Raw genomic sequence first — 12,046 nt, 5'->3', positions numbered from 1 at the left:
TCCGCCCTTGCCGTGCGGGCTGATCCCGCGGCGCCCTGTTCACGCCCAAAGAGGAGGTTCGCCGGATGAACCGCTTTGCGAAAACCGCAGCCATCGCTGCCTTGGCCCTGACCGCCGCGGCTGGGGCGGCCCTCGCCCAGGAGGTGACGCTGCGCTTTCAGCATTTCGTTTCGCCGCTTTCGGCGAACCCGAAACATTTCATCGAGCCCTGGGCGCGGAAGGTCGAAAAGGACTCCGGCGGCCGCATCAAGATCGAGATCTACCCCTTCATGCAGCTCGGCGGCAAGGCGCCCAGCCAGTATGACCTGATCCGCGACGGCGCGATTGACGGCGGCTGGGTGATCCCCGGCTACCAGCCCGGTCGCTTCCCCGAGGCCGAGGCGCTGGAGCTGCCCTTCATGGTCACCAAATCGGCCGAAGAGGCCAGCAAGGCGGCCTGGGTCTACACCCAGAAACACCTGATGGACGATTTCCAGGACGTCTACCTGATCGCCGCCCACATGCACGGCCGCGGGCTGGTGCACAAGAAGGGCCCGGCGATCGCAAAGGTCGAGGATTTCGAGGGGCTGAAGCTGCGCGGTCCCTCGCGCCCGGCGACGCTGCTGCTGAAGAAGCTGGGCGCGACCCCGGTCGGCATGGCGGTGCCGGCCTTCCCCGAGGCGCTGGCGAAGGGCGTGGTCGACGGCGGCGTCATCACCTGGGACATGGCGCCGTCGCTGAAGCTCGACGAGCTGACCGACAGCCACACCGACGTGGCCGGCGACCGCTCGCTCTACAACCTCTATTTCATCTGGGCGATGAACAGGGCGAAATACGACAGCCTCCCCGACGATCTGAAGGCGGTGATCGACGCCAATTCCGGCTATGTCGCCTCGACCTGGGCGGGGCGCGCCTATGACATCGGCGATGTCGAGGGGCGCGACGCGATGGCGGCGGCGGGCAACGAGATCGCCGAGATCAGCGCGGCCGAGACCGACCGCATCAGGGCGCTGGGCGAGGAGGTCACGCAGGAATGGATCGCTGAGATGAGCGCGCGCGGGCTGGACGCCGCCGCGCTGGTCTCCGACGCGCGCGCGGCGGTGCAGGTCACGCGGACCGCGGGCAAGTAGCCATTCCCGGCGATGCGACAGACGGGCCGTCCCTGCGGGGGCGGCCTGTTTCGTTCAGCAGCGCAGATCGACGAGGTTGTGCGGGCGGTATTCGAAGGGGCCGCTGTGCAGCGGCTCGGCCAGGATGCCGCCGAAGCGGGCCTCGCCCACGATCACCGGGCGGCCCTTGATCATGCAGGCCACCGCGCCGGCGTCCCGCCAGTCCTCCTCGCCCTTGCGGCGGAAGGCGAAGCCGCCGCCGGGCCCCTCCTGCGTGAATTCCAGCGCGCGCCCCTCGCCATCGGTGACGGTGGCCAGGCAGGCCTGGCAGAAATACCACGGGTAGCGGGCGAAATAGGGCGTCAGCCTGCCGCAGCCGGGGCAATGATGGTCGGGTTCGGACATGGGTTCACGCGGCCTCCAGGATCGTGATCACCGTATCACCATAGCGCCGGCTGTCGAGTTCGCAGAAGCCCCCGGGCGGGGTGACGGGGCTGTTCTCCTCCCAGACCACCAGCGCGCCGGGGGCGATCCAGCCGCCCGCCAGCGCCGCCGCCAGCGCCTTTTCCCCCAGTCCCTTGCCATAGGGCGGGTCGAGGAAGACGAGGGTGAACGGCGCGCCGCGGTTCTCGCCCAGCCGCGTCGCGTCGCGGCGGTAAAGCTTGGTCGCGCCTTCGGCGCGGCACTTGGAGATGTTCTCGCGGATCAGCGCACGCGCCTTCATCCCGTCATCGACGAAGGTCACATGCGCCGCGCCACGCGACAGCGCCTCCAGCCCCAGCGCGCCGGTGCCGGCGAATAGGTCCAGCACGCGGGCGTCCGTCACCGGGTCGCCATAGGGGCCGTTCAGCAGCAGGTTGAACAGGCTCTCGCGCACCCGGTCGGTGGTGGGGCGCAGATGCGCGCCCGCGTCGCCCTTGCCGACCGAGGCCAGCGTCAGCCCCTTGTGCCTGCCCGCGATGATCCTCATGGCCGGGCCAGTGCCATGAGGTCGGTGGCCGGGTCGGCGATGGCCTGCGCGTCGGGCGACCTGCCCGCCTCAAGCAGGCGCTTGCCCACCATGTAGGCGCGCGGGTCGTTCATGGCGTCCACCGCCAGCAGGGTGCCGCGCGCGTAATACCAGTGGCTGACCGCGCCCTCTTTGTCGCCGGGGCGCACCACGACGCGGTCATAGCCGGCGTTGAGGCCGGCGATTTGCAGCTTCACGTCATATTGGTCGGACCAGAACCAGGGGTAGGGCATGTAATCTGCGTCCGCGCCCAGCATGTTCCCGGCCACGCATTCAGCCTGGTCGATGGCGTTCTGCACGCTTTCGAGCCGGATGCGGCCGCCCTTGTAGGGGAAAGAGGCGCAATCGCCCGCGGCCCAGATGTCGGGGTCCGAGGTCCGCCCCCGCCCGTCCACCGCGATGCCGTTGTCGATGGCCAGCCCCGCCGCCTCGGCCAGTTCGGTGGCCGGCGTGATGCCCACGCCCACGATGACCATGTCGAGCGCCAGCGTGCTGCCGTCGCTGAGCTGCGCGCCGGTGACGCTTGTCTCGCCGGTCAGGCGCTCCAGCCCCACGCCCTCGCGCAGATCCACGCCGTGCGCGCGGTGCAGGGCGCGGAAATAGGCCGAGGTCTCGGGGGCTGCGACGCGGCCGAGGACGCGCTCGGCCATCTCGACCAGCGTGACCTGCATCCCCAGTTTCGCGCAGACCGCCGCGGCCTCCAGCCCGATATAGCCGCCGCCCACGATCAGCACCCGCGCGCCGCGCCGGCAGCCGGGCGCCATGGCATCGACATCGGCCAGCGTGCGGACGACATGCACGCCCTCCAGCGCCCCCCCGATGCGGCCCGGCAGGCGGCGCGGCACCGATCCGGTGGTCAGCGCCAGCTGGTCGTAGGCAATGGCCTCGCCGTCCGCGATCACCAGCTTGTCCTTGCGGTCGATGGCGACGGCGGTGTGCGACAGGCGCAGGTCGATCCCGTTCTCGGCGTAATAGCTTTCTGGCCGCAGGTAGAGGCGCTCCTTCTCCATCTCGCCCAGCAGGTATTTTTTCGACAGCGGCGGGCGCTGGTAGGGCGGGGCGGGCTCCTCGCCGATCAGGGTAATCGGGCCGGAGAAATCCAGCGCGCGCAGCTTCGCGACGAGGGCGCTGCCGGCCTGCCCGGCCCCGATGACGACGATGCGGCTCATTTCGCTGTTTTCCCTCTGGCGTTGGCTGGCCCGCACCCTACATGTGGTGCCGGGAAATTGGCAATGCGCGAGGGAGAACGCGATGGGAATTTCGGTTGGTGACAGGCTGCCTGCGGTGACGATGGTGCGGATCGGCGCTGACGGCGGGCCCGAGGCGGTGCCGCTGGACGTGGTGCTGAAGGGCCGCAAGGTGGTGATCTTTGCCCTGCCGGGGGCGTTCACCCGCACCTGCTCCGCCGCGCATCTGCCGAGCTTCATGCGCGCGGCCGACGCCTTCCGCGAAAAGGGTGTGGAAGAGATCATCTGCATCGCCGTCAACGACGCCTTCGTGCTGGATGCCTGGGGCGAGGCGACCGGGGCCAAGGCCGCCGGCATCACCTTCCTCGGCGATGCCGAGGGGCAGCTGACGCGCACGCTGGGCATGTCGTTCGACGCGCCCGCGATCGGGCTGATCGGCCGGTCGAGCCGCTATGCAGCGCTGGTCGAGGACGGGGTGGTGCGCGCCGTTCAGGTCGACGAGCCGGGGGTCTGCGACCTCACCACCGGCGAGAAGTTCCTCGAGGCGGTGTAAGCCGCGGGACAGGCGGCGCCCCGCGTGACGGGGTGCCGCGCTTTCCTAGCTCGCGGTGCGGATGACGGTCTGGGTGGGGAAGGGGATCTCGATCCCGCCGGTGTCGAAGCCCTCTTTCACCGCGCGGGTGAGGTCGAATTTCAGCCCCCAGAAATCGCCCGAATCGCACCACACGCGCACCGTGAAATCGACCGAGCTGTCGCCGAGATTCGAGACTTTCACGAAGGGCTCGGGCGTGGCATGGGCGCGAGGGTCGGCCTTGATGCAGTCGCGGATGATGGTCTCGGCCGTTTTCAGGTCGCTGTCATAGGACACGCCGAACACCAGGTCGCAGCGCCGGGTCTTGTGATAGGAATAGTTGGTGATGGCCGAGGAAAAGATATCGCCGTTGGGCACGATGATCTGCACGTTGTCGGGTGTCGTCAGCTCGGTCGTGAACAGCGTCACCGCCGAGACCGTGCCCGACTGGCCCGCCGCGGTGATGTAGTCGCCCACCTTGAACGGGCGGAAGCCGATCAGCATCACCCCCGCCGCCACGTTCGACAGCGTGCCCTGGAGCGCCAGGCCGATGGCCAGCCCCGCGGCGCCCAGCAGCGCGGCGAGCGAGGTGGTCTCGATCCCGAATCGGCCGAGGATGAAGATCGCGGCGACCGCCATGATCAGGTAGCTGGCCACCGACCCGGCGAAGCGCATCAGGGTGACGTCGAGCCTCGGGTTCTTTTCGCCCATCCCGGCGATCCGGCGCCGGGCGATGCCGCTGAGCCAGAGCGCGCCGAGCGCGATGGCCAGCGCTGAAACCGCATTGGTGGCGAGGGCGATCAGGATCGTGGGGTCCATCTGTGTCATGCTTGTCCTTGTTGCTGTTGCGCGAGGTCGTCCAGTTTGCGGGCAAGTTTCACGTCCAGCGCGCTCAGCCCGCCCGCGTCATGGGTGGTGAGGGTGACGTGCACCCTGCGGTAGACGTTGCACCATTCCGGGTGGTGGTTCCATTTCTCGGCCCAGAGCGCGGCGCGGGTCATCCAGGCGAAGGCCGCGGTGAAATCGGCGAACTGATAGGTTTTGGCGATCGCATCGCGCCCTTCCGCCATGGCCCAGCCCCGTTCGAGCAGCGGCGCCAAGTCCGCCCGGCGTTCGGCCTCGGTCATTTTTTCGGTCATTCCGGCTCCTCATGCGGTTGCTTGCGGAAGGGGCCCCAATCGGTCAGCAGTTCGATCTCCTCGCCCACGGCGTCGCGCTCGGCCGCGAGATAGTCCTCGACCGCGCGCCGGAAGCCCGGATCGCCGATCCAGTGCAGCGAATGGGTGGCCACCGGCAGGTAGCCCCGCGCCAGCTTGTGCTCGCCCTGCGCGCCGGCCTCCACCCTGCCCAGGCCATGCGCGATGGCATAGTCGATCGCCTGATAATAGCACGCCTCGAAATGCAGGCAGGGGTGATGTTCGACCGCGCCCCAGTAGCGGCCATAAAGGGCGTCGCGCCCGATGAAGTTCAGCGCGCCGGCGATGGCGCGGCCGTCGCGTTCGGCAAGCACCAGCAGGATGTCGTCGCGCATGGTTTCATGCGCGATGTCGAAAAAGGCGCGGGTGAGATAGGGAGAGCCCCATTTGCGCGCGCCGGTGTCCTGGTAGAAGCGCCAGAAGGCATCCCAGTGCCGCGGCGCGATCTGGTCGCCCGTCAACTGCCGTACCGCGCCGCCGAAGGCTTGCGCGGTGGCGCGTTCCTTGCGGATGTTCTTGCGCTTGCGCGAGGAAAGTTGCGCGAGGAAGGCGTCGAAATCGCCATACCTCGCGTTTTCCCAGTGGAACTGCTGGCCGATGCGGTGCAGCAGGCCCATCTGCCGGCCTGCCTCGGCCTCGCCTTCGGTGCAGAAGGTGACATGCAGCGACGACAGCCCGTTCTCGGCCGCCAGCTGCACCGCGCCCTGCACCAGCGCGGCGCGGCCGGTGGCCTCATGCCCCGGCCGGGCCAGGAGGCGTCGCCCGGTGGCGGGGGTGAAGGGCACGGCAATCTGCAGTTTCGGATAGTAGCGTCCGCCGGCGCGCTCATAGGCATTCGCCCAGCTGTGGTCGAAGACATATTCGCCCTGGCTGTGCGATTTGGCATAGAGCGGCGCCACGGCGATCACCTCGCCGCCCGCGCGCGCGACCAGGTGATGCGCCTCCCAGCCCGTGCCGGGGCCGATGGAACCGCTGTCCTCCAGCGCCTTGAGGAAGCGGTGGGTGGTGAAGGGATCGTTCGGGCGGCCCGCGGCGGCCTCGGGACAGGCGCAGGCGTCCCAGTCGCTGGCCGGGATTTCGGCCAGCGAGGACAGCACCGTTATGTCTACCTGTGTGTCGCCCATGGTTCCCTTTAGGTGGTCCCCCGCGCGGGCGCGTCAAGCCGGCGGGTGGGCCGCGGCGTAGCCTTCGAAGGTGATGTTGTCGGCGATGCGGCGGGCCTGCGCCTCGGCCTCGGCCGAGCGGATGGTCCAGCACAGGATGGGCACGCCGCGCGCCTTCAGCTCGGCCACGCGGGGGTGGTCGAGATCGGACGCGGCATGCGAGATGAAGCTCGCGCCCACCCGGTCGAAATCGGGGATGGCGCGCAGATGGGCGCGGGTGGCCTCGGGCAAGTCGGGGAAATGCTCGGCGGCATAGCCGCAGGTGGTGATGCCGCGCGGGATCTGCGGCGCGGCCTCGGCCAGCGCGGCCACCGAATGCGGGTTGAAGGACATCAACGCCACCGCGCCCGCGTAGCCCGCCAGATCCGCGGCCACGGCCCGTTCCAGCGGGCCCACGTCCGGGCCCAACGTGCCGTCCTGATCCTTGACCTCGATCAGCAGCGGCGCGCGGCCCGCGACCAGTTCCAGCACCTCGCGCAGGGTGGGGATGCCCTCGGCCCCGCCCTTCAGCGGAATCGCGGACAGTTCCGCCGCCCCGCGCTGGCGCAGCGCGCCGGTCTCGGGCGTCAGCCGCCCGAGATCGTCGTCGTGAAACACCATCGCCCGCCCGTCCGCCGAAAGCTGCACGTCGATCTCGATCGCATAGCCTGCCGCGATCGCGGCCGCGATGGCCGCGCGCGAGTTCTCGGGCCGGCCGGCGGCGAGATCGTGCAAGGCGCGATGCGCGATCGGGCGGCTCAGGAAAGGGGTCATCGGATCTCGAAGATGCCCTCGACCTCCACCGCCACGCCGAAGGGCAGCGAGGCCGCGCTGACGGCCGAACGCGAATGCCGGCCCGCGTCGCCCAGCACCGCGACCAGGAAGTCGGAGGCGCCGTTGACCACCTTGGGCTGGTCGCAGAAATCGGGGGTGGAGTTGACGAAGCCGGTCAGCTTGACCACCCGCACCAGCCGGTCGAGATCGCCCTCGCAGGCGGCCTTGACCTGCGACAGCAGGCCGATGGCGCAGGTCTTCGCCGCCGCCGCGCCGTCCTCGATGCTGGTGTCGGCGCCCAGCTTGCCGGTGATGAACACGCCGTCCTTCATCGAGACCTGGCCCGAGACGAACACCAGGTCGCCCGATTTCGTGTAAGGCACATAATTGGCCGCGGGCGCGGGGGCGTCGGGCAGGGTCACGCCCAGTTCGGCCAGCCGGGCCTCGTAATTTCCGCTCATCTCAGCTCTCCTTGATCGGTTTCGCGGGCACGCTATCGCGGCCCCGGCAGCCGGGAAAGCCTGAAATCAGCTTTCCCGGAACGCCTTGTTGAAATAGTCGGCCAGCGGCTTGATCAGATAGGCCAGCGGCGTGCGCTCGTCGGTGCGCAGGAAGGTTTCAACCGGCATGCCGGGGATGATCTTCAGATCGCCCAGCTTCTCCAGCTCGCCGGGATTGAGCACCACCTCGCCGCGGTAGAAGGTCTGCTGGCTGCGGTCGTCGAAGAAGGCATCGGGCGAGACGCGCACCAACTGGCCGAAGATCTCAGGTGTGGTGCGGCTGTCGAAGGCTGCAAAGCGCAGGGTCACGGGCTGGCCGACGAAGACCTCGTCGACATGGATCGGGTCGATTCGCACGGCGATGACCAGCGGGCGGTCCTGCGGCACCAGGAACATGACCGGGTCGGCCGCGCGGATCACCGCGCGCGGGGCGAAGACCGACAGCCCGTAGACCACGCCGGAGACCGGCGCGCGGATTTCCAGCCGAGAGAGCTGCGCCAGCAGCGCCTGCCGGCGCTCGGCCAGTTCCAGTTCCTTGGACTGAAGGTCGCGGATTTGGGTGATCGCCTCTTCTCGGCGGGCGGTGCCGAGCTTGAGGATCTCGATCTCGATCTCGGTGATGCGGCCCTCGGCCTCGGCCTCGGCGGCGGTCAGCTTGCCCAGATCTCCGCGCAGGCGCGTTTCCTCGCGCTGGAGCGCGAGCACGCGCGATGCCTGCGCCAGCCCCTTGTCGAGAAGCTGCTGCTGGCTGTCCAGTTCCTCCGCGATCAGGGCGAGCTGGCCTGCCAGCGCCTCCTGCTGGGCCTTGATTCCCTCCACCTGGTTGGCGATCTGGCCGCGGCGCTTGGCCAGCTGTTCGGCCTCGCGGGCCAGCGAATCAGCGCGCGCGGCGAAGAGGCGGGCCTGGCCCTCCATCAGGTCGGCGACCTCGGGGCGCGTGCCGGAAAGTTCCGTCAGCCAGGGGTCGAACTGCACCCCGGCGTCGTCGTCGCGCTCGGCCTGGAGGCGGTCGCGCCGGGCGATGAGTTCGAACAGGTGGCCCTCGACGATGGCCAGCTCCGAGCGCAGCTGCTCGGCGTCGAGCTGGATCAGCAGGTCGCCGGCCTGGACGAAATCGCCTTCGTCCACGGCGATGCGCTCGACCACGCCGCCATCGGGGTGCTGCACCACCTGGCGGTTCTGGTCGACCTCGACCTGGCCCGGCGCGATGATCGCCCCCGCGATGCGGGTCATGACCGCCCAGCCGCCGAAGCCGCCCAGCAGCATCACCAGCGCCAGCATGCCCAGGGTCAGAGGGCCGCGCGACGAATGCAGGTTCCCGGTGCTCATGCCACGCCTCCGGCATCGGTGGATTTGGTGATCTGGGCATGGTTGGTCACGGTTTCGCGCAGCACCTGGTCGCGCGGGCCGAACGCCTTGCGCGCGCCGCCGTCCAGAACCAGCAGCAGGTCGCATTCCTGGATCGCCGCCGGGCGGTGGGCCATGATCAGCACCGATTTCCCCTCGGCCTTGCGCTGCCGGATGGCCTGGTTGAGCGCCACCGACCCTTCATTGTCGAGGTTCGAATTCGGCTCGTCCAGCACCAGCAGCACCGGGTCGCCATACATCGCGCGCGCCAGCCCGATACGCTGCATCTGGCCACCCGACAGCCGCCCGCCGGCGGCGGTGACGCGGGTGTCATAGCCGTTGGGCAGCTGCAGGATCATCTCGTGCGCGGCGGCCTTTTTCGCCGCCGCCACCACCTTTTCGGGGTCGGGCTGCAGCGCCATGCGGGCGATGTTCTCGGCGATGGTGCCGTCGAACAGCACCACCCGCTGCGGCAGGTAGCCGATATGGCTGCCCAGCACGTCGGGGTCATATTGCTCCAGCGCGGCGCCATCCAGCCGGATGCGCCCGCCGGCGGGCCGCCACACGCCGGTCAGGGCGCGGGCCAGCGTGGATTTGCCCGCCCCCGAGGGGCCGATCACGCCCAGCGCCTGCCCCGGCGGCACGCTGAAGGAGACCATGCGCAGCGCGGCCTGCTGCTCGCCCGGGGGCACCACCGTCAGCTGCTGCACCTCGAGGCGCGCCTTGGGAACCGGCAGCGGCATGCGTTCGGGTTCCCGCGGCATCTCGGCCAGAAGCTCGCCCAGGTTATGCCAGCCCTGCGCGGCGCGCTGGATCATTTCCCACTGGCCGATCGACTGATCGATGGGGGCCAATGCGCGGCCCATCAGGATCGAGCCCGCGATCATCGCGCCCGGGGTCAGTTCGCCGCGCAACACCAGCCAGGCGCCCAGCGCCAGCATCGCCGATTGCAGGAACATCCGGAACGACTTGGAGGCGGTCTGGAAGGCGCCGGCGCGGTCGGCGGCCTCGATGCGGCGGTCGGCGGCGGTGCCGCGGGCGCGCTCCCACCGGGCGAAGGCGGCGCCCTCCATCCCGAGGCTGCGGACCATCTCGGCCTCGCCGCGCAGTTGCTCGGCCAGGTGGTCGGCCCCGGCGGCAGCGGCATTGGCCTGTTCCACCGGCACGCGGGTGCGCAGCTGGTTGAGCACCGCCACCAGCACGATCAGCCCGCCGCCGATCAGGGCCAGGCTGCCCAGCCAGGCGTGAAAGATATAGATCGCGGCCAGGAAGACCGGCGTCCAGGGCGCATCGAACAGCGCCAGCAGCGCGGGCGAGCCGAGGAAGCGCTGCACGGCGTCGAGGTCGCGCATCCCGCTCTGCGGCTCGGGCGCGCCGCGCGCCAGCGCCTGCTTGCGCAGCACCGCCGAGAACACCCGCGCATCCAGCAGCGCCTGGAACCGCGCCGCCACGCGGGCCATCACGCGCCCGCGCGCGAAATCCAGAAGGCCCATCATCAGGTAGAGGAAGGCGACCAGCACGAAGAGCGCCAGCAGCGTCTCTTCCGAGCGGCTGCCGAGAACGCGGTCATAGACCTGGAGCATGAACAGCGGGCCGGTCAGCATCAGCAGGTTGACGAAAACGCTGAACAGGAAGGCGCCCGCGAACAACCCCTTGCTGGCCCGCCGCGCGGCTCGCAGCTCGGCCAGGCCCTTCTCCAGTTCGGCGCGCCTCATCGCCATTGTTCCTGGCTCCTCTTCTGTCCGCCGGCATGTTGTTGCACATGTCACCTCATGGCCACAACGGTTTGGTTGTATCGTGGGCGCATCTGGGCTTCTTTAGTCGTGTGGCTATGTTCGCGCGGTGAGGAACCTGCCTGCCGCAGAGTGGATTCCGATTTTTTGATTTTGAGGGCCGATCCGATGAACACCCTTTTGCGCCTCGCCGGCATCGCCGGGATCAGCCTGCTGACGGCCTGCACTCCCCCCAGCGGTCCGGGCGAGATCAACGACCCGTTCGAGGCCCGCAACCGCGAGGTGCATGAAGCCAACAAGCAGCTCGACCGCACCTTCATGCGCCCGGGTTCGCAACGCTACGGCCGCGCCGTGCCCAAGCCGGTGCGGGCGGGGATCGAGAATTTCTCCGACAACCTTTCGCTGCCGGGCATGGTGGTGAACAGCGTGCTGCAACTCCGGCTGGACGACGCCGCCTGGAACGCGGGGCGCTTCCTGTTCAACTCGACCATCGGGCTGGCGGGGGTGTTCGACCCGGCCAGCGACATCGGCATCACCGAGCGCAAGACGGATTTCGGCGAGACCCTGCATGTCTGGGGCTTCCGGGAGGGCGCTTATCTGGAGCTGCCGGTGCTCGGCCCCTCGACCGAGCGGGACGCGATCGGCAAGGTGGTCGATATCGCGCTCAACCCGATCGGGTCGGTCCTGACCTATCCCGAGGCCGAGATCGCGGCCGCGGCGGGCATCGCCGCACGGGTTGGTGATCGCTACGACCATTCCGAACTGATCGATTCCATCCTATATGACAGTGCGGACAGCTACGCCCAGGCGCGCATCCTGTATTTGCAGAACCGCCGTTTCGAGTTGGGCGGCAGCGAGGAACCCGATTATTACGATCCCTATGAGGACCCCTATGGTGAATGAGATTTCCCGCCGCTCCGTTCTGTCCGGCCTGATGGCCGGCGTGGCCGGCATCGCCCTCACCGGGCCTGCCCTGGCGCTGAACACCGAAGAGGCGCGGCAGCTGATCGACGACCTGGTGAACGAGATCAACCGCGTGATCAACTCGGGCAAGCCCGAGGCGGCGATGTATGGCGAATTCGAGAAGATCTTCATCAAATACGCCGATGTGCAGATCGTCGCGCGTTCGGCGCTGGGGATCGCGGCGCGCTCGGCCAGCGCGTCCCAGATGAACGCTTTCACCCTGGCCTTCCGCGGCTACATCTCGCGCAAATACGGCAAGCGGTTCCGCGAATTCATTGGCGGCAAGCTGGAGGTGCAGCAGGCGCGCCAGGTGAAGAGCTTCTACGAGGTCAAGACCACCGCCTTCCTGCGCGGCGAGGCGCCGCTGGAGGTGGTCTTCCTCGTTTCCGACAAGAGCGGGCGCAACCTGTTCTTCAACATGTATATCGAGGGCGTGAACATGATGGCGTCCGAGCGGACCGAGATCGGCGCCATGCTGGACCAGCGTCGCGGCAATATCGATCTGCTGATCGAGGACCTCAAGAAAGCGGGCTGAA

The 12,046-nt window shown here is 68.8% G+C and carries 14 protein-coding genes; 4 read left to right on the top strand and 10 right to left on the bottom strand.

Annotated elements, in window-relative coordinates:
• The first annotated feature begins 65 nt into the window (after positions 1-65).
• A complete protein-coding gene (locus KCI33_RS05620) occupies positions 66-1,109 on the top strand; it encodes a TRAP transporter substrate-binding protein (protein WP_212523782.1) in 1,044 nt (347 codons plus the stop codon).
• Between the two features lie 54 nt (positions 1,110-1,163).
• Here KCI33_RS05620 and KCI33_RS05615 read toward each other — a convergent pair whose 3' ends face one another.
• The 3 genes from KCI33_RS05615 to KCI33_RS05605 are packed head-to-tail and all read right to left on the bottom strand — an operon-like array spanning position 1,164 to position 3,266.
• Positions 1,164-1,493 carry a hypothetical protein gene (locus KCI33_RS05615; RefSeq protein WP_212523781.1) on the bottom strand — a complete coding sequence of 110 codons (330 nt, stop codon included), beginning with the start codon at positions 1,491-1,493 and terminating at the stop codon, positions 1,164-1,166.
• Positions 1,494-1,497: 4 nt separating this feature from the next.
• Complete coding sequence (gene rsmD, locus KCI33_RS05610; protein ID WP_212523780.1) at positions 1,498-2,058, bottom strand: 16S rRNA (guanine(966)-N(2))-methyltransferase RsmD; 561 nt, start codon at positions 2,056-2,058, stop codon at positions 1,498-1,500.
• A complete protein-coding gene (locus KCI33_RS05605) occupies positions 2,055-3,266 on the bottom strand; it encodes an FAD-dependent oxidoreductase (RefSeq protein WP_212523779.1) in 1,212 nt (403 codons plus the stop codon). Before KCI33_RS05605 ends, rsmD begins: the two co-directional genes overlap by 4 nt.
• Positions 3,267-3,348: 82 nt before the next feature.
• On the opposite strand from KCI33_RS05605, the gene KCI33_RS05600 reads away from it, so the two are divergent.
• Positions 3,349-3,837: a peroxiredoxin gene (locus tag KCI33_RS05600; protein WP_212523778.1), complete on the top strand. Its 489-nt coding sequence runs from the start codon at positions 3,349-3,351 to the stop codon at positions 3,835-3,837.
• A gap of 45 nt (positions 3,838-3,882) precedes the next feature.
• On the opposite strand, the gene KCI33_RS05595 is transcribed toward KCI33_RS05600, so the two are convergent.
• From KCI33_RS05595 to KCI33_RS05565, 7 genes are all read right to left on the bottom strand, one after another.
• Positions 3,883-4,683 (bottom strand): mechanosensitive ion channel domain-containing protein, encoded by an 801-nt coding sequence (locus KCI33_RS05595; RefSeq protein WP_212523777.1) that lies wholly within the window; start codon positions 4,681-4,683, stop codon positions 3,883-3,885.
• A complete protein-coding gene (locus KCI33_RS05590) occupies positions 4,680-4,994 on the bottom strand; it encodes a 4a-hydroxytetrahydrobiopterin dehydratase (protein ID WP_212523776.1) in 315 nt (104 codons plus the stop codon). The genes KCI33_RS05595 and KCI33_RS05590 overlap by 4 nt, the downstream gene beginning before the upstream one ends.
• On the bottom strand, positions 4,991-6,175 hold the full coding sequence (locus KCI33_RS05585) for a GNAT family N-acetyltransferase (protein ID WP_212523775.1): 1,185 nt from the start codon (positions 6,173-6,175) through the stop codon (positions 4,991-4,993). The genes KCI33_RS05590 and KCI33_RS05585 overlap by 4 nt, the downstream gene beginning before the upstream one ends.
• Before the next feature lie 33 nt (positions 6,176-6,208).
• On the bottom strand, positions 6,209-6,967 hold the full coding sequence (locus tag KCI33_RS05580) for a glycerophosphodiester phosphodiesterase family protein (protein ID WP_212523774.1): 759 nt from the start codon (positions 6,965-6,967) through the stop codon (positions 6,209-6,211).
• The gene (locus KCI33_RS05575) at positions 6,964-7,428 is read right to left on the bottom strand and encodes a RidA family protein (protein ID WP_212523773.1); all 465 of its coding nucleotides are present in this window, start codon (positions 7,426-7,428) and stop codon (positions 6,964-6,966) included. Before KCI33_RS05575 ends, KCI33_RS05580 begins: the two co-directional genes overlap by 4 nt.
• A gap of 66 nt (positions 7,429-7,494) precedes the next feature.
• Positions 7,495-8,796, bottom strand: a complete 1,302-nt coding sequence (locus tag KCI33_RS05570) for an HlyD family type I secretion periplasmic adaptor subunit (RefSeq protein ID WP_212523772.1) — start codon at positions 8,794-8,796, stop codon at positions 7,495-7,497.
• Positions 8,793-10,529 carry a type I secretion system permease/ATPase gene (locus KCI33_RS05565; protein ID WP_212523862.1) on the bottom strand — a complete coding sequence of 579 codons (1,737 nt, stop codon included), beginning with the start codon at positions 10,527-10,529 and terminating at the stop codon, positions 8,793-8,795. Before KCI33_RS05565 ends, KCI33_RS05570 begins: the two co-directional genes overlap by 4 nt.
• A gap of 186 nt (positions 10,530-10,715) precedes the next feature.
• On the opposite strand from KCI33_RS05565, the gene KCI33_RS05560 reads away from it, so the two are divergent.
• Both KCI33_RS05560 and KCI33_RS05555 read left to right on the top strand, forming a co-directional pair.
• Complete coding sequence (locus KCI33_RS05560; RefSeq protein WP_212523771.1) at positions 10,716-11,450, top strand: VacJ family lipoprotein; 735 nt, start codon at positions 10,716-10,718, stop codon at positions 11,448-11,450.
• Positions 11,440-12,045, top strand: a complete 606-nt coding sequence (locus KCI33_RS05555; protein WP_212523770.1) for an ABC transporter substrate-binding protein — start codon at positions 11,440-11,442, stop codon at positions 12,043-12,045. Before KCI33_RS05560 ends, KCI33_RS05555 begins: the two co-directional genes overlap by 11 nt.
• Position 12,046: the final 1 nt, after the last annotated feature.

It is taken from the genome of Actibacterium sp. MT2.3-13A, from assembly GCF_018139985.1.
Taxonomy (GTDB): domain Bacteria; phylum Pseudomonadota; class Alphaproteobacteria; order Rhodobacterales; family Rhodobacteraceae; genus JAGSOU01.
The sequence above is the reverse complement of the archived record's forward strand: the minus strand, read 5'-3'. Positions and strand labels throughout refer to the sequence as shown.

Excerpts from the sequence above, each read along its gene's own strand:
- KCI33_RS05620 (WP_212523782.1), top strand. The coding sequence starts at position 66 with ATGAACCGCTTTGCGAAAACCGCAGCCATCGCTGCCTTGGCCCTGACC.
- KCI33_RS05615 (WP_212523781.1), bottom strand. The coding sequence starts at position 1,493 with ATGTCCGAACCCGACCATCATTGCCCCGGCTGCGGCAGGCTGACGCCC.
- rsmD (WP_212523780.1), bottom strand. The coding sequence starts at position 2,058 with ATGAGGATCATCGCGGGCAGGCACAAGGGGCTGACGCTGGCCTCGGTC.
- KCI33_RS05605 (WP_212523779.1), bottom strand. The coding sequence starts at position 3,266 with ATGAGCCGCATCGTCGTCATCGGGGCCGGGCAGGCCGGCAGCGCCCTC.
- KCI33_RS05600 (WP_212523778.1), top strand. The coding sequence starts at position 3,349 with ATGGGAATTTCGGTTGGTGACAGGCTGCCTGCGGTGACGATGGTGCGG.
- KCI33_RS05595 (WP_212523777.1), bottom strand. The coding sequence starts at position 4,683 with ATGACACAGATGGACCCCACGATCCTGATCGCCCTCGCCACCAATGCG.
- KCI33_RS05590 (WP_212523776.1), bottom strand. The coding sequence starts at position 4,994 with ATGACCGAAAAAATGACCGAGGCCGAACGCCGGGCGGACTTGGCGCCG.
- KCI33_RS05585 (WP_212523775.1), bottom strand. The coding sequence starts at position 6,175 with ATGGGCGACACACAGGTAGACATAACGGTGCTGTCCTCGCTGGCCGAA.
- KCI33_RS05580 (WP_212523774.1), bottom strand. The coding sequence starts at position 6,967 with ATGACCCCTTTCCTGAGCCGCCCGATCGCGCATCGCGCCTTGCACGAT.
- KCI33_RS05575 (WP_212523773.1), bottom strand. The coding sequence starts at position 7,428 with ATGAGCGGAAATTACGAGGCCCGGCTGGCCGAACTGGGCGTGACCCTG.
- KCI33_RS05570 (WP_212523772.1), bottom strand. The coding sequence starts at position 8,796 with ATGAGCACCGGGAACCTGCATTCGTCGCGCGGCCCTCTGACCCTGGGC.
- KCI33_RS05565 (WP_212523862.1), bottom strand. The coding sequence starts at position 10,529 with ATGAGGCGCGCCGAACTGGAGAAGGGCCTGGCCGAGCTGCGAGCCGCG.
- KCI33_RS05560 (WP_212523771.1), top strand. The coding sequence starts at position 10,716 with ATGAACACCCTTTTGCGCCTCGCCGGCATCGCCGGGATCAGCCTGCTG.
- KCI33_RS05555 (WP_212523770.1), top strand. The coding sequence starts at position 11,440 with ATGGTGAATGAGATTTCCCGCCGCTCCGTTCTGTCCGGCCTGATGGCC.